General features: G+C 66.7%; 15 protein-coding genes and 2 pseudogenes. 1 reads left to right on the forward strand and 16 read right to left on the reverse strand.

Features of this window, described 5'->3' with window-relative positions; genetic code table 11:
* The 16 genes and pseudogenes from ACLBYB_RS31100 to ACLBYB_RS31175 form a co-directional block, all read right to left on the reverse strand.
* Positions 1-325 (reverse strand): tyrosine-type recombinase/integrase (locus ACLBYB_RS31100; protein ID WP_447701152.1); only part of this gene is annotated, 325 nt, incomplete at its 3' end.
* Positions 326-732: 407 nt separating this feature from the next.
* Positions 733-1,578, reverse strand: a complete 846-nt coding sequence (locus tag ACLBYB_RS31105) for a lanthionine synthetase C family protein (RefSeq protein ID WP_447701138.1) — start codon at positions 1,576-1,578, stop codon at positions 733-735.
* Between the two features lie 90 nt (positions 1,579-1,668).
* Entirely contained in the window at positions 1,669-1,914 is a 246-nt protein-coding gene (locus ACLBYB_RS31110) for a hypothetical protein (protein WP_447701139.1), read from the reverse strand.
* A gap of 179 nt (positions 1,915-2,093) precedes the next feature.
* Positions 2,094-2,522 carry a GNAT family N-acetyltransferase gene (locus tag ACLBYB_RS31115; RefSeq protein ID WP_447701140.1) on the reverse strand — a complete coding sequence of 143 codons (429 nt, stop codon included), beginning with the start codon at positions 2,520-2,522 and terminating at the stop codon, positions 2,094-2,096.
* A gap of 96 nt (positions 2,523-2,618) precedes the next feature.
* Complete coding sequence (locus ACLBYB_RS31120) at positions 2,619-3,107, reverse strand: N-acetyltransferase family protein (RefSeq protein WP_447701141.1); 489 nt, start codon at positions 3,105-3,107, stop codon at positions 2,619-2,621.
* 657 nt (positions 3,108-3,764) lie between these two features.
* Positions 3,765-7,598 carry an EAL domain-containing protein gene (locus ACLBYB_RS31125; RefSeq protein ID WP_447701142.1) on the reverse strand — a complete coding sequence of 1,278 codons (3,834 nt, stop codon included), beginning with the start codon at positions 7,596-7,598 and terminating at the stop codon, positions 3,765-3,767.
* Positions 7,599-8,187: 589 nt separating this feature from the next.
* Positions 8,188-9,480, reverse strand: a complete 1,293-nt coding sequence (locus tag ACLBYB_RS31130) for a flagellin N-terminal helical domain-containing protein (RefSeq protein WP_447701143.1) — start codon at positions 9,478-9,480, stop codon at positions 8,188-8,190.
* Between the two features lie 159 nt (positions 9,481-9,639).
* The gene (locus tag ACLBYB_RS31135) at positions 9,640-10,620 is read right to left on the reverse strand and encodes a helix-turn-helix domain-containing protein (protein ID WP_447701144.1); all 981 of its coding nucleotides are present in this window, start codon (positions 10,618-10,620) and stop codon (positions 9,640-9,642) included.
* A 58-nt stretch (positions 10,621-10,678) separates the two neighbouring features.
* Positions 10,679-11,257, reverse strand: coding sequence for a tyrosine-type recombinase/integrase (locus ACLBYB_RS31140; protein WP_447701145.1), 579 nt, complete (start codon positions 11,255-11,257; stop codon positions 10,679-10,681).
* Between the two features lie 340 nt (positions 11,258-11,597).
* Positions 11,598-12,200: a PAS domain-containing protein gene (locus tag ACLBYB_RS31145; RefSeq protein ID WP_447701146.1), complete on the reverse strand. Its 603-nt coding sequence runs from the start codon at positions 12,198-12,200 to the stop codon at positions 11,598-11,600.
* 109 nt (positions 12,201-12,309) lie between these two features.
* A complete protein-coding gene (locus tag ACLBYB_RS31150; RefSeq protein WP_447701147.1) occupies positions 12,310-12,525 on the reverse strand; it encodes a hypothetical protein in 216 nt (71 codons plus the stop codon).
* A 311-nt stretch (positions 12,526-12,836) separates the two neighbouring features.
* A pseudogene (gene ctrA / locus ACLBYB_RS31155) lies at positions 12,837-13,538 on the reverse strand (response regulator transcription factor CtrA).
* A gap of 335 nt (positions 13,539-13,873) precedes the next feature.
* Positions 13,874-14,182 (reverse strand): SWIB/MDM2 domain-containing protein, encoded by a 309-nt coding sequence (locus tag ACLBYB_RS31160; protein ID WP_447701148.1) that lies wholly within the window; start codon positions 14,180-14,182, stop codon positions 13,874-13,876.
* A 618-nt stretch (positions 14,183-14,800) separates the two neighbouring features.
* Positions 14,801-15,019: a hypothetical protein gene (locus ACLBYB_RS31165; protein ID WP_447701149.1), complete on the reverse strand. Its 219-nt coding sequence runs from the start codon at positions 15,017-15,019 to the stop codon at positions 14,801-14,803.
* 1,184 nt (positions 15,020-16,203) lie between these two features.
* Positions 16,204-16,412: pseudogene (locus tag ACLBYB_RS31170) on the reverse strand (IS5/IS1182 family transposase); the annotation flags it as partial.
* Positions 16,413-16,468: 56 nt separating this feature from the next.
* Positions 16,469-17,347: a hypothetical protein gene (locus ACLBYB_RS31175; RefSeq protein WP_447701150.1), complete on the reverse strand. Its 879-nt coding sequence runs from the start codon at positions 17,345-17,347 to the stop codon at positions 16,469-16,471.
* A 196-nt stretch (positions 17,348-17,543) separates the two neighbouring features.
* Between ACLBYB_RS31175 and ACLBYB_RS31180 the strand changes: the two genes are divergently transcribed.
* A complete protein-coding gene (locus ACLBYB_RS31180; RefSeq protein ID WP_447701151.1) occupies positions 17,544-19,145 on the forward strand; it encodes a hypothetical protein in 1,602 nt (533 codons plus the stop codon).
* The last annotated feature ends 124 nt before the right edge of the window (positions 19,146-19,269 follow it).

Here is a 19,269-nt window from a genome sequence, read left to right on the forward strand (position 1 = left end):
GGTCCAGGAGATCGGCCGACAGCATGGCATTGCGGTCGCGGCCGGCCTTGCCGCATTCGATCCGCAGGATCATGCGGGTCGAGTCGATATCGCCGATCCTGAGCGCGGCGACCTCGGCCACGCGCAGGCCCGCGCCGTAGGCGAGCGACAGGGCGGCGAGATGCTTCAGGCAGACCGTGGTATCGAGCAGACGCCCGACCTCGTCGGCGCTCAGCACGTCGGGCAGGGTGCGGGGATGGTTGAGGCGGACCAGCCTGCGGGCGAGATCGGGGCGGCTGAGCGTGTGGACGAAGAAGAAGCGCAGGGCGGAGACGATGGCGTTCATCGTCGGCACGCCGAGGCCGAGTTCCTGCTGGGCGATCTGGAAGCGGCGCAGGTCGTCACCGGTCGCGGTATCGGGCGATCGCCGCAGGAAGGTGGCCAGCCGCCCGACGTCGCGGATGTAGTTGCGCTACGTCGCCCGGGAGAACCGGCGCAGGGTCATGTCGTCGATCAGGCGCTGACGCAGCGAGCCGCCGGCAGCGGCGGGAACGGCAAGGACGGTCATGGGATGGCTCCGCTCGAAGGGAGCCGGGATCGTCCGCCCGGGCCGGGCGACGCTCAATCGGCGCAGGGCCTTCGGCTCAACCCGCCGACGTCGACGCTGCCACCCCTCCCGCGCGAGCGGGTTCGTTCATCCACCCTAGACGGCCTTTCCGCTTCCGAACTCTCACAGACTTTGGGGTGGTTTGCCTACAGCACGTCTATCGTCGGAAACGATGCGTCCCCGACGATGCATGCCCGAAAATAGAGCGCCGTACCGATGTCGCCTGTCCATAACGAGTAGCGACCACGCCCGAGGCTCGCACGAGCGGCTTTCACCTGCTCCATGGCCACCATGGCAAAAGCCCGCGCCCGATCCAACCAGAGAGGATTGCCGGTGCGGGCGAACAGCTTGAGGAACGCGTACCCGTTCCACGCTGTCCCATGGCAAAGGTTCGCTCCCTTCCGGAGTGCACCGGCCGACCAGATGTGTTCGCCACCTTTGATCAACAGGCGGTCGAAGGTCGGGGACGAGAAGGGGGCATCCGCGATCGCGGTGACGATGCCCGGGGCGCCGTGACAGTGCTGGCAGAGTTCGACCGGGCCGGAATGCGGAAGGACTGCAGGCCAGTTGATGCCGCCGGGCGTACGCACGGCCGACATAGCCAAGGTGCCAGGGACGCGCTCCGCGAGCAGCGCACGCTGCCCGGCGCTCAGCCAATCCCAGCCTTTCACCAGTGCGAGGACGTTGCCGGCAAACCCATGCACGGCGCTCAGGCAGCGGACTCGCTGTCCATAGAGGTCCTGGGTCCATATCACCCCGCCTCCGACCTCTTCGGCTTCCATGAGCAGCCTCTCAGCCTGGGCTTGGAACAGGCTTTCGAATCGTGGCTGGTCGACAAGCTGCCGCATGAACACGCAGGCTAGCATCGAACCCGGCAGACCCCACATCAGCTCCACGACCGGCAGTGAGCTGTTCACCTTGATCCTATCGAAGATGCGATCTGCCAACGCCTCGTCCGGCGGCATTCGCATCTGCACCAGCAGGACGCCCAAGTCTCCGAACAGAAGGGACCCGTGCTCGGGATAGGGCCCGCGATGGAACCGCGAGGCGTCGCTGCGAAGTGCCGCTGCCAATGATCTTGCTTACCCGCCGTTGACGGCTTCGTCCGGGACACCGAGCTTCCACAGCGCCCAGATCACCCCCGCCGCTCCGAAATAGAGCGAGCCGTGACCGTCCGCGACCCCGTCGTCGGAAGGGTGGACGGGCCATAATCGCTCTCGATCGAGGTGAGCGAGTGTGTCGTCCACGATCGCCTTGATCGCGGCATCCGCCTCTCGCGCGTCCCACGGGCGATAGACAGGAGTGAAATGACGTGTGTCTGCCGGCATGTGGCGACGATCTCACGCCGGGTGGGCTGACGGCAATCGCGAGCAAGGGGCGCGAGCTTCGTCGAGCAACCATGCCCGCAGCGTCCAGTCCACGCGCACGGGCCATGGACCGCGTGCCATACTAAGCGGCTATCTGGCTCGCGCCCCTCGGCGGCAGGTCCGGCGTCAGATCGGGACCACTACGCCATGAGGTCTTTCGACATCCATATGAGGTCGTGCCCCGGCGGGACGTCGGGCAGCCGGCAGACCTCGACATAGCCGAGCTTCCCGTAGAACCCCGGGGCCTGGAACGTCACGGTCGCGAGACGGGCCCGTGTGCATCCATGCCGCTTGGCTGCCCCCTCGCCCTCCAGCAGCAATCGCAGGCCGATCCCGCGCCCCCGGCTTTCCTCCCGGACCCACAGCGTCGCGACGATGAACCAATCCCATTGGGTGTAGCCCTGAAGGCCGCCCAGGACTGTCCCATCGTCGTCGCGGCATACGATCCACAACGGTTTCGTCGGGTCCGGTCCGCACCGTGCTTCGTTGAAGCGGTTGAGGCCGTCCTCGATAGCCTTCGACGTCGCCTCGTCGATCCCGGTGCCGACCGCAATGTGCCCTGTCGTCATCGTCGTTCCCGGGGAGGACAAACCTGCGGTCAGGACCGACAGGCCGTCGCCGCGGGGTTCGAGGGGCCTGGACGGTAGACCCGTTACCGGCGACCGTCACCGGACCATCCGGGTGTCGGGGATCTCGACGCCGTGCTTGATGGTGCTGCCGGTCGCCATGGGCTTGAAGCCGTGACGGAGGTAGAAGCTCTCGGCCCCGAAGGCCGCCTTGACCTGCGTGATGGATGCATCGTTCCGGGCGGCGTCATCTGAGCAAGCCTCGAACAGGCGCGAGCCGACGCCGGCATGATGGAAATCGGGATGCACGAACAGGGACAGCAACTCCCCGTCCTGCCACGACGCGTACCCGATGACTGCCCAGTCGGCGCAGGCGACCAGGAAGGTCTCGCCATCCTCGGCGGCATGCAGGTATCCGTCCGGTGTTCGGCCCTTGGACCAAGCCGTGATTTGGGCATCGGTGTAGCGTTCGCGGAACGTACGGGTCAGGCAGGCGCGATGGATCTCATGGATGGCAAGGGCGTCACCCTTCTCCATAGGCCTCACCTCCATCGTGTCGGACGAGGGCAGAGGGAGCGTGACGGCCATCGGGGATCCCGGGATTCTGGAAACTGGATCGCCGGAGCTGCCAGCGTCCGCCGACCAAGAGAGGTTCCGGCGCGAGATGCTAACGCAGCATGAGGCGAACACACATGCCCTAGAAACCTGCAAGCTCAGCGACAGCCGCGACCTACTCGATGAATTCGCCTTCGCGTTAAATTGCAAGGGGGCGAAGATCCTGCCCGCCTTCCGCATCGCGAAGGGTCGGGGCACGAACACGACACAGATGTTGTTCCCCCGCCGCCGCGAACCGTCCTTCGAGATCCTAACCCTGATGTCGTCACGTGGGTGAGCGTGCAGGACAGGCCAAGGCTCGTCGGGGCACGAAAGCGGTCCGAGCGCTGAGCGCGGGCGCGGCTGATCCTCGGCCGCACCCTGCAAGGCGCGCAGCCAGAACACGGGGCGGTCGCGAGGGTTGCCGCCGGGAGGCGGCAGGATGAAGAGCCAACCCCACAGCGTGGCGGGCGCACCGAGCACGGCCGAGAGCATCGCGAGGTTGGCGGCTCGCTATTGCCGAAGAGCCCGTTCCCACGCCGCCCTGCTGCGCGTGCCATCGCCAACGCCATCGGGTGACTTCACGGTCAGGCGGTGATCCACTATGGCCGATAGGCCCTGGGGGGGCTCCGTCGAAGTCCCTGCGGCCGCCTATGCGGCGGTGCGTCTTCCACGGTCCTCGACGAACGCCAAGGCATCGACCGCGGCAAGCGGCTTGCTGAAAAGATAGCCTTGCATCTCGGTGCACCCCTCCCGGCGCAGCCGTTCCAGTTGCTCGTCCGTCTCAACGCCTTCCGCCACGATGCCCTTGCCCAGACGCCCGCTCAGATCCACGACCGCTCGCACGATGGCGGCCGCATCCGGCTCGGCGATGTCACGGATGAAGGCGCGATCCAGCTTGATCCTGTCGAACGGGAAGCGACGCAGGTAGCTCAGGCTGGAATAGCCGGTACCGAAATCGTCCAGCGCGACGCGCACCCCGAACTCGCGGAGTCGATGCAGGCGCGCCAAGGCGTCGTCGGCGTCGCGCATCAGCACGCTCTCCGTCACCTCAAGCGTCAGGCGGCCGGCTTCGAGCCCCGCCCCGGCCACCGCCGAGATCACCGCCTCCTCAAGCCCGTCGCGGAGCTGCACCGTTGATACGTTGACGGCCACCCGAATGTCTCCAGGCCAGCGCCGCGCCTCCCGGCACGCCTCGGCCAAGGCCCATGCGCCCAGTTGCACGATCAGCCCGGTTTCCTCGGCCAGCGGGATGAAGTCGGCAGGCGAAACAAGGCCGCGTTCGGGATGGCGCCAGCGCATCAACGCCTCGAAACAGACGACGGTGTCCGTCCTCGCATCGACGATGGGTTGGTAGACGAGGAAGAAGTCGCGGCGCCGGATCGCCTCCTTCATGTCGAGCGCGAGCAGGCTGCGCGTGGCGGTCCGGGCGTACGCCTCGGCCTCGGACAGCCGATAGGTGTTGCGGCCCGCGGCCTTGGCCTCGAACAGCGCCACGTCGGCACGCTGGAAGATCTCTTCGACGGTCGCGTCACCGCCGACGAACGCGACGCCGATGCTCGCGCCGATGTCGATGGCCGCGTGGTCGACTGTGAACGGCTCGTCTATGGCGGACAGTATACGCTCGCAGACATGGCCAACCGCCGCCTCGCCATCCACGTCCGATAGGATCACCGCGAATTCGTCGCCGCCCAACCGGGCCACGGTATCCTGCACGCGCAGCACCCCGCGGATGCGCTCGGCGACGAGGCACAGGACGCGGTCGCCCACGATGTGTCCGAAGGTGTCGTTGATGGCCTTGAAGCGGTCGAGATCACAAGCCAGGACGGCTTGGCGCCCGAATACCGTCGCATCCTGCTGCAGTAGCCTATCCAGTCGATGGCGAAAGAGCACGCGATTGGGTAGGCCGGTCAGCGCGTCGTGCAAGGCCATGTGCTCCACACGCGCCTCGGCCTCCTTGCGGCCAGTGATATCGATCAGCGTACCGACCAGTCTCAGCGCCCGGCCCGTTTTCGAACGGTTGGATACCCGCGCGCGCGCAAGGACCCAGAAATCCTGTTTGCCGGCGATGCGGACGCGGTACTCGCATTCCAGGGACGCCGATGCTCCCGTCAGGTGGGCACGAGTGGCGACAGCGACGCGTTCGCGATCTTCGGGGTGGACGGCCTCGGCCCAGCCGGACAGTCCGGGCCGTGCCCGTACGCCGTTGAGGCCGAGTTTTTCCCGCCAGCGTTCGGTCACCCACACGGCGCCGCTCGTCAGGTCCCAATCGAACAGGCAGTCCTCGCCGCTATCCAGGGCAAGCGCGAGACGCTCCTCGCTGATGCGCAGCGCCTCTTCGGTCCTGCGCCTGGTCGTCACATCGAGATAGAGGCCGACGATTCGTACGGGTTCCCCGCCATGCTCGTCGACCACGACGTGGCCGAAGGTCTGCAGCCAGATCGGGTGGTGCCGCCCGTTCCGGGCCCTGACCCGGAACTCGGAAGCGAATGGCGTCCGTGTCGCCAAGGCAGCCTTGACCGCGCCCCATAGATTCGGCCCGTCCTCGGGCCATATGAGCGCCTTCCACTCATCGAGCGAAAGAACCACGGGCATTCCATCCGCGCCGTCGAGGCCCAGGAGGCGGGCACCGGGGGCCGAGAGCCGTACCATGCCACCGACGTCCCATTCCCATACGCCGGCTCCCGCGGCGTCCTGGGCGAGGCTCAGCAGGTCGGTGGTTTCCTGCAGGTGCTGCCGGGCCGTGACGAGGTCATCGATGTCGAGGGCGGTGCCGATCCACTCGACCACCGCGTTGCCGAGGTGGACCGGGTCCATCACCAGCTTGTGCCAGCGATAGGTGCCATCGTGACGGCGGAGGCGGCCCTCGACCGCGTATCCCGCTTGCCGGTCGCGTGCGCTGGTCCAGGCCGCCTCCATCCGGCCTGCATCGTCGGGGTGGTTGCGAGCCAGCCGGGCCGCGCGCTCGGCTCCCATCGGTCCGTAAAAGTCCGTGAAGCGGCGATTGGCGTAGCTTGCCTCCCCCGTGTCGTCCCGAACGACCCACACGAGTTGCGGCAACGCTTCGGCCAGGGCGCGATAGTGTGCCTCGCTGTCGCGCAACGCCCGCTCGGCGCCGCGCCGCGCGGTCACGTCGGCGAACGTGCGCACGACGCCTCCCGATGCCACCGGCAGGGTCCGGACCTGTAGGACGACGCCGTTCGGCCTTTCACGCTCGTAGTCGTCGACGCGCGAACCGGGTTCGCCGGTCTCCAGCCAGTGCCGGAGGCCGGTGGGCAGGTGCCGGAACTCGCCCTGGTCCGTCTGGTGCCTGCGAACCGTCTCAAAGGGCGCTCCATCATGGAGCATTTCCTCGGGGATGCCGGCCATCTCGCCGACGCGTCCGTTGCGCACCCGTACCCGGTCGTCGGCGTCCGTCATCAGGAGGCCCTGGTCCATAGCGTCGAGTGTGGCGCGCAGCAGGGCATCGGTCTCGCGCAGCCCGCGTTCGGAGCGGGCGAGATCCGTGACGTCTACGACGAGGCCGCGCAGGCGCCACGACGGATCCGGCGTCCCGTCTCCGGGAAAGGCGTGGACGATGATCTCGCGAACCGAACCATCGGGCCGCTGTACCCGCGAGCGGCATTGGGTGGCAGGCGACGCGTGGCCTCCGAGGTGAGCCTCGCAGTACAGGAACGCGCGCAGGCTCGCGCGGTCCTCGGGATGATGGAAGTCGAGGTAGGTGTCGAGGTCGAGCCATCCCGCCTCACGGCCAACCCGTCCGAAGATGCGCGCCAGCCCCTCCGACCACATGATCGTTCCGGTCGCGGTATCGAGTGACCAGCGCCCGAAGCAGGCGGCGCGTTCGGCCATCGCCTCCGCGGCACGCATCTCACGCGAGGCGGCATCTTGCACGTCGAGAGCATGCTCAAGCCTCCTGCGCGTCGAGAGTTCGTCCCGAAGCCGGTCGTTCGCACTGCCTAGTCTGAGATGGGCCTCCACAAACGCCGCGATGTCCTGGAGTTGGCAGATTTGCCCATCATCGAAATCGGGGTGGGGGATCACGTCTGCGACGCAGACGGTCGCGGTGCATGCGCCCGGCGCGAGCGACAGCGGGATGCCGGCATAGAAGCGCAGGTACGGCGCCCCGGTCACCAGAGGATTCGCGGCGAAGCGCGGGTCTGCAGTGGTGTCGGGGACAAGAAGCGGCACGCCCGGCCCGGAACGCACGGTCCAGGCGCAGAACGCGACGTCGAGCGTGGTCTCCTCGCAGGGCAGGCCCTCGTTACCGATGAAGCACTGCCGCATACCGTCGAGGATCGAGACGAAGGCAAACTTTACGCCGAGCAGCCGTGTCGCTGTGCGGCAGATCGCATCCAGATGAGGATCGCGGCCGGCGGTAGTTGCCCCGATCCTGTCCTCATCCGAGCCAGGACGTCGCTCGCGAAGAGAAGAGGGACCGGCGGTCGCGGATGAAGCCGAGATCGAGGCCTGGTTGTTCGGCATCGAGTCTCGGCGGCGTTTGGCCACGGTGATGATCCTGATAGGTCTTCGATGTTACCGTTGTGAACCGTCTAGAGCTCGACATACTCTGACCAAGCCGATTGTCGGTTACACGCCCGCCATCAGGTTGCGGGACGAACGTTAACCTATGCTGAAAAGCCTGAGCCGTGCCGCTGTTGCAACCAGGGGCGCAGCCAACGTCCAAGCGTCCCAGTTACGTCAGCCGCCGCAACCATTAGGTGTTGGACGAGGGAAACAAGGTACGACGCATTCGCGGGAAAAGTAGACGCACCGACCAGCTGACTACGCCGGGGCCGCGGCCGGTAGGTACCCCGGAGTACCGGATGATGGCACTCGGGAGCATACACCCTGACCCAATAGCCACCCAGGTTGGCAGCCACAAAGGACGCCTGCAGAGCTCCGGTCGATTGCCTTCCTGAGCACTCGCCAGGGTCGAGGCTCATGCTGGACAGCCGAATACGAGGATGATCAAGCCAAGAAACTGACCCGACGCTGCAGGCTTTATGCGTCTGCAAAGGCGGCTACCGATAAGGATACCGGGTGCTGGGTGCCGCACCCGGTATCAGGGCAACTAGCGCAGGAGCTGGAGGATGCCCTGGTTGGCGGTGTTGGCCAGCGACAGGGCCGAGATGCCGAGCGACTGGCGGGTAGACAGCGCCTGCGAGTTCGCCGCCTCCTCGTTCATGTCGGCGTTCGTTAGGTTCGCCGCGCCGGTGGTCAGCACGTCTATCATCGACTTGGTGAAGTCCTGCCGGTTCTGGACCGTCGACAGGTTCGAGCCCAGGTTCGACGAGAGCGACTTCAGGCTGGCGAGCGCGTTGGTCAGCGCGTCCGACGCCTTCCCCAGGTCGGCGTTGTTCTGGATGCCGATGTTCGCCCCGGACTGGGTCGTCGCGGAGTCGACGAAGGTGCCGATGCCGAGGCTGTCGGTGGTGAGGGCGTTGCCCTGGATGGACAGCTTCGACTGCGCGGTGCCGGTCTTCTCGTTGAAGGCGATGGTCAGATTGTCGCCGGTGAGCAGGTTGGTGCCGTTGTAGCCGGCGTCCTTGGCGGTCTGGTTGAGCTGGTCGCGCAGGGCGGTGAACTGGCTGACCAGGGCCGAGCGCTGCGCCGAGGTGCCGCCGGCCGCCGTTGGGGCGGCGCCGCCGGTGAGCTTGGCGAGCTCGCCCGCGTCGGCCGTGAGCGCACCGGTCGTGGTGTTGAGCTTGCCGGCGGCGACGGTCAGCGTGTCGGAGCCGGTGCCGGTGATCTGGAGCTGGCCCTGGCTGTCGATGGCCGCCGTGGCGATGCCCGACTTGTTGATGTTGTTCACGAGGTCGTTGACCGTGCCGGAGGTCATGCTGACGTTGTAGACCGTGTTGCCAGCGGCGAGTTGCAACGTGTCGGCCTTGGTGTTGTCGATGCCGACGATGCCGGTCGCCGACGAGCCTGCGGGGGTGGCGGTGCCGGCGAGCGTCTTGGCCAGCGCGGTGTCGTGCAGGCTCTTGCCGGTGGCGGTGGCCTCTCCCGAGGTCGCCAGGGCCTGGGTGCCCTGGAGCTTGGGCAGGTTGGTCGTGGCGTTCGACTGCGCCTGGGCGACGACGGACTGCATCTGCTTCACGATGCTGGTGATGCTGTCGATGCCCTTCGAGGCCGCCTGGATCGTCTGGATGCCGTTGGAGATGCCGTCGAGCAGGCTGCCCAGGGCGGTGGAGCGGTCGGTCAGGCCGGCGGCGGTGAAGTAGTTCACTGGGTTGTCGAGCGCCGAGTTGACCTTCTTGCCGGTCGACAGGTGGCTCTGGTTCGTCGCGGCCAGCGCCGCGGTGTCCTGCAGGGACTGGAGGTTCTGCCGCGTGGCCGCGGACAGGGTGATGGACGAGGACATGGGCGGGGACCTTCGCGGGTCGCGGGGATCGCGACGACGGGCGAAGTCTCGGGTCGGGGCCCTTTTGCCGGTGGTGACCGTTTTTGGCTGCACACGATGGTTGATGGACGTTCCCTGCCAGCGTGGGGACGTTTCTCGCCAAGGCGGCCCGCCATGGGGTCACAGCGCACGCAGCCATGCCAGTGGCGGCACGAGCGTCGCCTCGCCATCCGCTCCCGGGATGCCCGCTCGGGCTTCGGCGGGAAGGATGCCGTACCTTCTTTTGAAGGCACGGCTGAAGACTCGGGGATCGGCGAAGCCGCAATCATAGGCCAGGCGGGCGAGCTTCGGCGGCCGGGCCCCCGTTGGTAGCCTTGCGAGCGTCCGCATCGCTTGGGCAAGCCGTCGGTCGCGGATGAAGGTCGACACCCCTTCATCCGGGAAGAGCCGGTACAAGGAGCGTTGGGAGAGGCCGAAACGGTCCATGAGCGTGTACACGTCTACGGTCGCGAGGTTCGCCTCGATGAAGCGCCGGATCGCTATGACGGTCGGGTCGCCCGGCTCTTTTCGGGTGCTCTCGGCGGAATGCGGGAGGATCGCGCGGCACAGCGCGAGCGTCGCCGCAACGAGCTGTGCCGCCGGGTCGGGCACCGGCAGGCAGGCGGCGAGATTGCGAAGGTGGTCGGCCACGAGCCGGATCATCGGGTTCTCGGTCCCGAGGATTTTCCCGTGCTGGAGCTCGATCCTCCCGGCACCATCCGCCAGTACCAAGCGAGGCAGGATGAGCTCGACGCCGGCGGACGGTTCGGCATCGATGCGGATGGCGTGCGCGAGGTCGAGGAGAACGATGTCACCGGGGCCGATCTCGCCGCCGGACCCTCCGGTGTCGATGCGCGCACGGCCCCGGAAGTGAGTGCGCAGGACGAGATGGTCCAGCCCCTGCCTGATCACGAGGGATTCCGGACGCTCGGTCGTCTGGGCCGGCGCCTCGAAGTCGCCGAGGATCATCTCGCCGAGATGGCGGTAGCGATGGAAGGCACCGACCGGCACGAGCGCGCCGGGATCGAGACGCGCCTCCATCAGGGGGGCAAGGCTGGCGACCCAGGCGCGGCCACGTCGCGCATCCTGGGGGATGTGCGCGAAACGATGCTCGACGATCACCGGACCGCCGCGTGCCGGCAATCCGGACCTTCAAAGGGACATCCGCCGACGCAGCGCACTACCACATGCGCGCGGCGATCTCCTGTTCCTCGGCCCCCATCACGTTGGCGTAGATGGCGGTGGTGGCCATGCTGGCATGCCCGAGCCAGCGCTGGAGCAGGTTCAGGGGCACGCCCGAGCGGACGGCGTGCACCCCGAACGTATGGCGCAGGCCCTTCGGGAACGAGGCGGCCGAGCCCACGCCGATCGACACCATCACCGCCTTCACGTCCCGCCAAGCGGTGCTGCGTGCGATCGGCCAGAGCCGGGCATCCGGTGCCCCATGACCGTGGATGCGCGCGAGGGTGGCCAGGAGATGGGCTGGCACCGGCACCTCGCGCACGACGCCCGTCCGGCGCTTCTTCAGGCAGCGGACGGTGACGGTTCGGTTCTCGTGATCGAGGTCGGCATGCGTGAGGCCGAGCGCCTCGCTGATGCGGCAGCCGGTCCAGGTCAGGGTCAGGCAGAGCGTCTCGACCTCGCCCGGCTCCTGGGTGGCGGCCTCTAGGAAGCGCAGCCGCTCTCCCGGCGTGAGGTACTTCCGGCGACCCTGAGGCGTGTGGAGGGAGAGGCTGGCCCTTGGCAGGGGACGTTTCATCGCGGCGAGTCCTGGGACCGTCCGCCGGTCGCCAGCCGAGTGCTGTGCGCCAGGACGGAATTGCCGATTTTGTACCAGCTCGCCTCGCAAGGGACGCGCGCCCAGGGAAGAGAGGGGGTAATCGGCCAGGTTCCCCAGAAATGAACGTCCCAGCTCAGTGTCTAAAAGCGTAGTGAGAAGAATGCCTTCAACAAAATCGGCAATAATGTTGCGCGAATCGATGGCAACCTACTTCCAGGCTTCGCTCGTCGTAAAGACCCTCCATCGAGGGTCGCGCCAATTCGTCCGTGACCGAAGATCCTGATTGCCGCGAAAACGCGGCCCCGCGATGGGTGCGCCCCTATGCGCCGCGCCTGGACATCGTCCAGGCCAGGAGGCGTCCGACCTCCCACAGCAGCGGGTCGGTCAGCGCGCGGAGGCGTGACGACGGGAGGGCACGCGCGATCTCGCTGACCGCGATGACGTGGTCCGCGAGCATGGTCACCTCCCGCGACAGCGTCGCGTCAGGCACCCGCGACGCGGCCAGCTCAGCCACGGCCTCCGCCGCGTCGCGGGGCCGTGTGCCGGTCGCATCGATGACGATGCCCTGGCCTCGGATCGGGCGACCGCGGCCGTCGAGGGAAAAGCTGCCGTAATCGCGCACAACGCGCACGCCATCGCCGGTCTGTACCCGATACTGCAGGGCAATGGGCGCCCCGCGCCGGCTGGCGCTCTCGACCTCGGCGCAGAACCCGCCCAGGTCCGCCGGATGGATGGCCTCGACGTACGCGGCCAGGGGATCCCCGTTGCAGGCGTCCGGTCGCACGATGCCGAACAGGGCGGCGACGCCCTTGTCCGCGACAACGCGGTCGGTGGCGATGTCATGGGTCCAGGCACCGACGACGCCGGCGGCCGCCAGGCAGTCGGGAAGGTGGACCCTCGTACGCTCTGTCGTCGTCCCCATAGGCACTCTCATCACTGTCCGGACCGGGAAAATTGGTCCAGGCATACTGAGAGTGGTCGAAGTCAACCGGCTACGCAACCTAAGCGCGAGCGCCTGGCGGTTGGCTGGACTACGCGTCCAGAAGGCGACGGGTCAGGGCGAGCACGGTAGCCCGGCCTTCCGTGTCCAGCTTCGAGTACAGCCGGATCAGCTCGGGTATGTCCTCGCCCGGTGGCGTGGCATAGCCGCCTCGGCCAGTCCGGTCTGCTGAGCGGAAGAAGGCCGAGACGGGGACGTCGAGGCGACGCGCGATCCCGGCGAGTTGGCCGGACGTGTCGGCGAGCATCCCCGACGATTCATCCTCAACCGATGCACGCACGGTGCAATCTCCTTGTCAGCGCGACCATGACACGATGGCCTGGCCGCCAGCATCGCCAGGACATCGGCCGAAATGGGACGCCGGCCGGGCCTGAGACTACATCGCGAGGAGACGGCACCCTCCGCACGCCATTCCAGGAGGGCGCACTGGGGATGGGTTGGCAGCACAAACACCCGCTGGATAGAGCCGGGTCGACAGTCATCCGAGTTGCGGCAACGCCTTGCTTGGGCCGCGCGCTGCCCTTGGGGCTTGCAATCTCAGGCCCGGCTTCCGGGCAATCAGGCTGCCACGTCCTGTGCTTCGGTAGCCTCCTCGTGCAGGATGTAGCCGCGGCCCCAGACGGTCTCGATGTAGTTCCTGCCCTGGCTGGCGTTGGCGAGCTTCTTGCGCAGCTTGCAGATGAAGACGTCGATGACCTTGATGTCCGGCTCGTCAATTCCACCTTAGAGATGGTTCAGGAAAACCTCCTTGGTGAGCGTCGTGCCCTTCCGGAGCGAGAGGAGTTCCAGCACCTGGTACTCCTTGTTGGTGAGGTGAACGCGGGCGCCGCCGACCTCGACGGTCTTATGGTCGAAGTTCACGATCAGGTCGCCGGTGATGATGACCGACTGGGCATGGCCCTTCGAGCGGCGCACGATGGCGTGGATGCGCGCCACCAGCTCGTCCTTGTGGAACGGCTTGGTGAGGTAGTCGTCGGCGCCGAAGCCGAGGCCCTTCACCTTGTCCTCGATGCCGGCCATGCCGGACAGGATCAGGACCGGCGTCCGCACCTTTGCCACCCGCAGCGAGCGGAGCACCTCGTAGCCCGACATGTCGGGCAGGTTCAGATCGAGGAGGATGATGTCGTAATCGTACAGCTTACCGAGATCGACACCTTCTTCCCCGAGGTCGGTGGTGTAGGTGTTGAAGTTCTCGGACTTGAGCATCAGCTCGATGCTCTGCGCGATGCTGACGTCGTCTTCGATCAGGAGAACGCGCATGAGGCCAATTCCGAAACGTAGGCTTTCATACGTTCTCAACGATACCGAAACGTTAACGGCTGACCGGCCTGATATCTCCCCAGCCATGGCGAGCATGGCCGTGATGACCCTTGCAGCCGGGAGAGTGGCGGCCAGCGAGGCGTTTCGGCAGCCTCGCCTTGGCCACGGACACGGCGACCACAGCCCGAGCCCCGCGCGGCATGGCCTGCCGCGAGCGCCTGACGGAGGCGGAGAGGTCGCCGAAGGGAGCCGTGCGTCCTCCCGGAAGAAAGAAGGGCGCGCCTCGCGGGTACGCGCCCTGTGATGCCGCCGGCCGGATCGAACGGCGGCGAGGATCACTTGGTGAGCTGCTTGCTTAGGAGCGAGTTCATCTCGAACATGGTGAACTTGTCCTGGCCGAGCGCGGCCTTCAGCTTCGCGTCCGCGAGGATCTCGCGCTTATTGGACGGGTTCTGCAGGTTGTGGGCCTTGATGTGCTCCCACAGCTTGCTGACGGCCTCGGTGCGCTTCAGCGGGGCGGTGCCGACGAGGTCGGAGAGAGCCTTGCTCGGGGTGACGAGGGCGTCGAGGCCGGTCGGGGCCTTGGCCGGCTTTGCGTCCGCCTTCGGGGCGGCCTTCGCTTTGGCTTTGGTGGCAGCAGCCATGCTGTACTTCCTTCCTTTGCGGGACCCCTCCAATCGGGAAGGGCTCGGCCCCTTCGGTTCGGGACGGGCCTAGTTAGTCCCCCATCCGCCCTTGACGGGAAGAGGGACGTCGAGGCGTCGATGCCACCATGCTGCGGCCGGAACCCGACCGAGACGGCAACGGACGTCGCCTGAACGAGGTCGCGCTGCACGGCTATGGGTAACGTTGAGTTATCCGGGTTGATCGAAGGGCGGTCACCGCATCGGGAGGCTCATGATGCAAACAGGGGGCACGGGCGAACCCGCACCGGATGGATCCATTACCTCGGCCCCGGGGGAGACGAGAAGGCATACACGTTCCGCGGCACCAGGGTGCCGGCGGAGGGACCGTTCGAGAACCTCGCGGATGCAAAGGGCCGATGGCGTTGGGGGCATCCGGTGCACAAGCGCGGCGCGACTGGACGGGCACCACCGCACCGCCCGGGCGGCGCTAACCCAGTGGCAGGCCCCACATGTCGGTGAGGCCCCAGAGCGCCCAGGCCCGATCCCGTTTCCTGCTGGCAGCCGCGTCGATGCGGGCGATTGCGTCCCGGGCGCGCGCCGCCGCTGCCTGGTAGCCGGGACCAGTGAGCGGTCGCATCAGGCACCGGCGGACAGCGAGCCTTTGCCTCGGTGTGCTCGCCCGCAGCCGCTGCAGGGCAGACCCCTCACCGCGCCCGCCATGTCCGCCACCACCTCGGTCCTGTCGGCCAACGTATTGACCAGATCGTCGAACCCGCTCCCCTCCTCCGGCGGAGTTAGGGCCGCCAGCAGCTTCTCCTGGGCGGCGAGCCACCGCGCGATCTCCGTCGCCTGCATCGTCGATTCTTTCCAACGTCAGCCCCGAGAGGCGCGCCCCCACCTCCGCCGCGGGTACCTACCAGCAGGCGACGCACGTCATGACCTCATCGGGCAGGCATCCCTCACGAACCGCTCCCGTGCACATTCAGCCGATCCGGGCGCACCCGCTTGGCACAGGGACCGTCGAGGCAGTTTCACTGGATCCTCGCTGCGGGCGAACGAACACCCAAGCGCGACATGCGGCGTCACCGCGTCGTGATGCGAGCGTGCGGTTCGGTTACGGAGCAACCTGCGTCAGACCGCAAGCTCAGTAGGATCAAAGGACGGTCGCGTCGAGCCGATGGCCTGTCTTGGGAATGCCGTCGGTGCAGCCTCAGAGGACATCGGATGAGCAGGGCAGTCCCCCAGGAGGGGACCGATCTCCCGCGTTGCGACCTGTCACTGTCGCATCACCGACGATGACAGGTGGGTTTTGCACAGATGGGTTCCGGCGCTGTGGACGGATGTGGGAAACAACCCGTGGCGTGACGCCTCGGTACGCAGCATGCCGCCGTTGTCGACTCGGCCGTTCACAGGCGAGCCGCAGGGACGCACAGAACCCGCCCGCTGTGGGAATCCCGGACGATCGGACGGCACATGACGGCATTCGGGCTATCAAGCCGCTGCCGGACTTCGATCTTCCGCCACATTGAATGGAATTCTTTAAAGTCCCGTTAATGGCGCTACGCCGGCGCTGGTCTGTGGACGCCGCTGCGCTCCCATGCTTCATGCCCCCAACAGAAAAAGCAGACTCTAGGATTCTCTCTCCTCTTTTGCGAAACGCTGTGTGCGGAGGCCGGACTGCCTTGCCTAGCGAGGGTCGCGCGAGCCTCGTGCAGCGCATGTTCGGACGCGGGCGAACGGATAATGACCAAACAGACGTTCAGGGGGGATCAACCGGCGGGACGATGATCATGGCTCGTGCGGTCATCCGTCCGCCATGAAGGTCACTGCCGCCATGATGTCGCCCCATGTGGTGTAGATGCTGAACGACACCCGGCCCAGGATCCCGCTTGCCCGATCGCCTTCGGGCGGGTTCGTGTCAGCGCCGGTTTCCTGGGCTGAACCCGATTGACGGCGCTGTCGCTGGACCCGGAGTCGCGAGCAGGGCACGCGTGAACGCCGGTCGTGCGGACTCGATCATTGCTTACCTTCCGGACCCATAACCAGTAGGACACGGTCGCCGCGAGGCAGGCGGCAGCGAGGCAGTTGCGGGCGGGCCGATCGTAGCGGGTGGCGATGCGCCGGAAGTCCTTAAGCCGCCCGAGCATCCGCTCGATGGCGTTGCGGCCGCGATAGAGCACGGGCGAGAAGCACGGCTTCCAAGGTGTTTGACCGTCGGCAGGATGTCGGGCGCAGCGCCGGTCGCCTCGGCCTACGGAACGGCATCCCACCGCGTCTCCGAGGAGACGCTCCCGGTTATGTTGATCAACCCGGCAACGGACTCTTCGAAGCGGTCATTTCGTCGCGCTCGTCCCTCGCGGCTTGCGCCCACCCCGGGAAGGCCTCGCCGAACAAGCCGCCCCTCTCGTCGAAATGGCCGACCGGGATTCCATATCTCGCGGCGAAGAGCTCGTGCAGCATTCGTCGCACCGCCTCGCTCAACAGGTGCGCCGCCATGGCTCCGGCGTGTTCGACGGGGGCAGCCCCGCGGCCCGAGAATACGAATGCTGCCCCTCCCTCGTCCGGGGCGTGGCGCAGGACCACCCCAGGCACCGTGAGCCTGCGCCTGTCCCGGCCGACGACGCCGATGCGGATGCCGTCGGCTTCCCGCGTCGCATATGCGACGTCGGCGCCCCTTACCGCGACGGCATAAGGCACCGCCGTCATCGGGGCCGCGTCGGGCGCGAGCAGGCGCATCGCCGCCGCCGCCACATCGACAAGTGCCGTGGACGTAGCTTCGCCCCGGGGCGAGCCGGAGGCGGGTGTCGGGGCCCGTTGCGCCTGGGCAATGGCTTGCCGCAGCCGAGATCGGTGCCGCGCTTGATCCGGGGCCGTCCTGGCGTTCCAGGCCGTGGGGCCATCCACGGCGAATGCGGTTGGGTCGACGTAGGCGAAACGGGCCGACGGCAACAGCTCGGCAATGGACACGCCGACCTTGGACAGGGAGGCCTCGAAGGTCGGGTCGGGCACATGCGGGTCGAGGATGTAGCCGCAAGGCGACGCCTCGAAGCCGAGCGCGCGGGCCAGCATCGGATCGCGTTCGCCACCATGCAGCATCAAGCCGTTCCCGAACGGCAGGCCGGTGGCCGGCACGACCGTGAGGCGCCACGGATCCATCAGGTCGGGGTAAGCAAATGCCACCATGTGATCCTCCTCGGTTCTCCCGTGGGAAGGCTAGGAGGGGGGCACGCATACGACAAAGCCGCCCGGATCCGGGCAGTCGCGACCGGATCCGATCGTCCGGGCAAGCGCCTATTCACCCTGGGCGTAGGTGGGCGCGCACAGTTCAGGAAGCCTCAATCGCCACCCGGCGATCCTGCGGGGCCTTCGGGAGGACACCATGCAGGACCAGCCAATCGCCGCCGATTGTTCGCCGGCCGCCGCGCGTTACGTGGTGACGTGCATCGACGCGGGCAAGCCGCTGGCGGACTGCCTGACAGGGCGGGCTCCTCGGGTCGATCTCACCCGCCCTAACCTGAAAAGGGTGATCGCCCTCCTGGACGAGCGGGAGGGCTACTGGAACGCCGCCGCGGCATCCCCCGAGGGAAAGCCGTCGACTTACGAGCGCTGGTCGATGGCGGCCCTCATGTCCGAGTTGCCTCAGGGGTGGGAGCCGGCGATCAACGCGCTCTCGGCGCTTTCCGACCAGGATCGACGTGTCTGGGAGATGCCTCGAGCGACCAGGCCGCTGTTGAGGCGTATCGACGAGGCATGGGACTTTTGCGAATCGGTGCAGGGGAGACGAGCACTGGGCGAACGAGTGCAACTCGCCGAGGTCTCAGCCGCAGTCGAGGGGATGCAGAACGCTGTCGAGCTAAAATGGCGCCTTGGTCATCTCACGCACTGCGGTGAGGAATTCAGCATGCTCGCGAGCCTGCTAGAGGTCACCCATCCGAAGGCCGCGTCGCGTTACGCGCGGCTAGCCAGGGGATGCAGCTTACGTCTTGCCTCTGCCGCTCCGACTCCTGTCGAGGCAGTCACCGCGCGATGGCTCGACGCCGCCGCGCGCTTGCCGGGAGCGACCGGCGGCCACCAGACGGCAGCGGCGTTCGACGAGGAGCTCAATGCGAATTCGTTCAAGCCCGAAACCTGGTTCCTCAACCGCAGCGAGGACGGGCGAACGATACCGGTCGGTCCGTTCGAGCCGATTTGGACGAGTGCGCCTCGGACCGGGATACAGCAGATGATGGACGGCTCGCGGCAGCCCATCGAGAACGCATCCTTCGTCGTATGGACGTACTCGGATCGAATGTGGTCCTTCGAGATGAAGCAAAACCATTTCGACTGCTGCCTTTGGCAGGCAAGATACCATGTCGCCAGCGCCAGGCGTGCGAATGTCCCCTACGAACCGGCGGTGTCCGCGATCCGCTTGGCGGTCATGGCGATGGAGGGATTCATCGGCCAGTTGCTGGACTTCATCGTCATCGAAGGACGCGAGTCTTGGCCGAGCGAGTCACTGAGGCCCGTCCACGACAACGTCGAAAACTTCAAGAAGATCGGCGGACTGGCAAAGCAGGTCGTGAAAGTGGGCGACAAAATCGTCGGCCCGAATTGGTTGGCTTCGAACCTGAGAAGCAGCCTGGAAGTGTTGGCGGCGCAACGTAACCAGGTCACCCACCTCAAGGGCGCCGTCGGCAGGACTTTGACGGTTGCGGCCGTGAGGCCGAGAATTCATTGTCCTATGACACGCGAATGGGCGGCGACCCTTGGGTTCGATGGCAGCATGGCCATTGAACTCGCGGCGAAATCCGTCGAATGCGTGGAGGCGGTGGTCGCAGCTTTGCGAGGTGCGTACGCTGAGAGGTACCAGATGCCCCCTGCGGAGCCTCCCGTCCCACCTCCGGGGGCGCCCAGGGCCGAGATGATACCTTTCGGGGACGGTCCGGACGGGCCGGTGTACATCCCAGGGTTTACCTTGTATCAAGCGACATCCGGAACTTGACCTGACCGGCTGGCTTTGGACCGGGCTGATTGAGAGGATCAGCCAGGACAAGGAGTCGGACATGCGGCGAGGTCAGAAGACGAACGCGGAGCAGGTCGTGCTGAAGCTGCGCCAGATTGAGGTG

This window comes from Methylobacterium sp. D54C (assembly GCF_053345595.1).

Bases quoted from the DNA above. Each gene is read 5' to 3' on its own strand.
- ACLBYB_RS31160 (WP_447701148.1), bottom strand. From the start codon at position 14,182: ATGGCTGCTGCCACCAAAGCCAAAGCGAAGGCCGCCCCGAAGGCGGAC.
- ACLBYB_RS31175 (WP_447701150.1), bottom strand. From the start codon at position 17,347: ATGGTGGCATTTGCTTACCCCGACCTGATGGATCCGTGGCGCCTCACG.
- ACLBYB_RS31110 (WP_447701139.1), bottom strand. From the start codon at position 1,914: ATGCCGGCAGACACACGTCATTTCACTCCTGTCTATCGCCCGTGGGAC.
- ACLBYB_RS31140 (WP_447701145.1), bottom strand. From the start codon at position 11,257: ATGAAACGTCCCCTGCCAAGGGCCAGCCTCTCCCTCCACACGCCTCAG.
- ACLBYB_RS31165 (WP_447701149.1), bottom strand. From the start codon at position 15,019: ATGCAGGCGACGGAGATCGCGCGGTGGCTCGCCGCCCAGGAGAAGCTG.
- ACLBYB_RS31150 (WP_447701147.1), bottom strand. From the start codon at position 12,525: ATGCTCGCCGACACGTCCGGCCAACTCGCCGGGATCGCGCGTCGCCTC.
- ACLBYB_RS31145 (WP_447701146.1), bottom strand. From the start codon at position 12,200: ATGGGGACGACGACAGAGCGTACGAGGGTCCACCTTCCCGACTGCCTG.
- ACLBYB_RS31115 (WP_447701140.1), bottom strand. From the start codon at position 2,522: ATGACGACAGGGCACATTGCGGTCGGCACCGGGATCGACGAGGCGACG.
- ACLBYB_RS31130 (WP_447701143.1), bottom strand. From the start codon at position 9,480: ATGTCCTCGTCCATCACCCTGTCCGCGGCCACGCGGCAGAACCTCCAG.
- ACLBYB_RS31125 (WP_447701142.1), bottom strand. From the start codon at position 7,598: ATGCCGAACAACCAGGCCTCGATCTCGGCTTCATCCGCGACCGCCGGT.
- ACLBYB_RS31120 (WP_447701141.1), bottom strand. From the start codon at position 3,107: ATGGCCGTCACGCTCCCTCTGCCCTCGTCCGACACGATGGAGGTGAGG.
- ACLBYB_RS31180 (WP_447701151.1), top strand. From the start codon at position 17,544: ATGCAGGACCAGCCAATCGCCGCCGATTGTTCGCCGGCCGCCGCGCGT.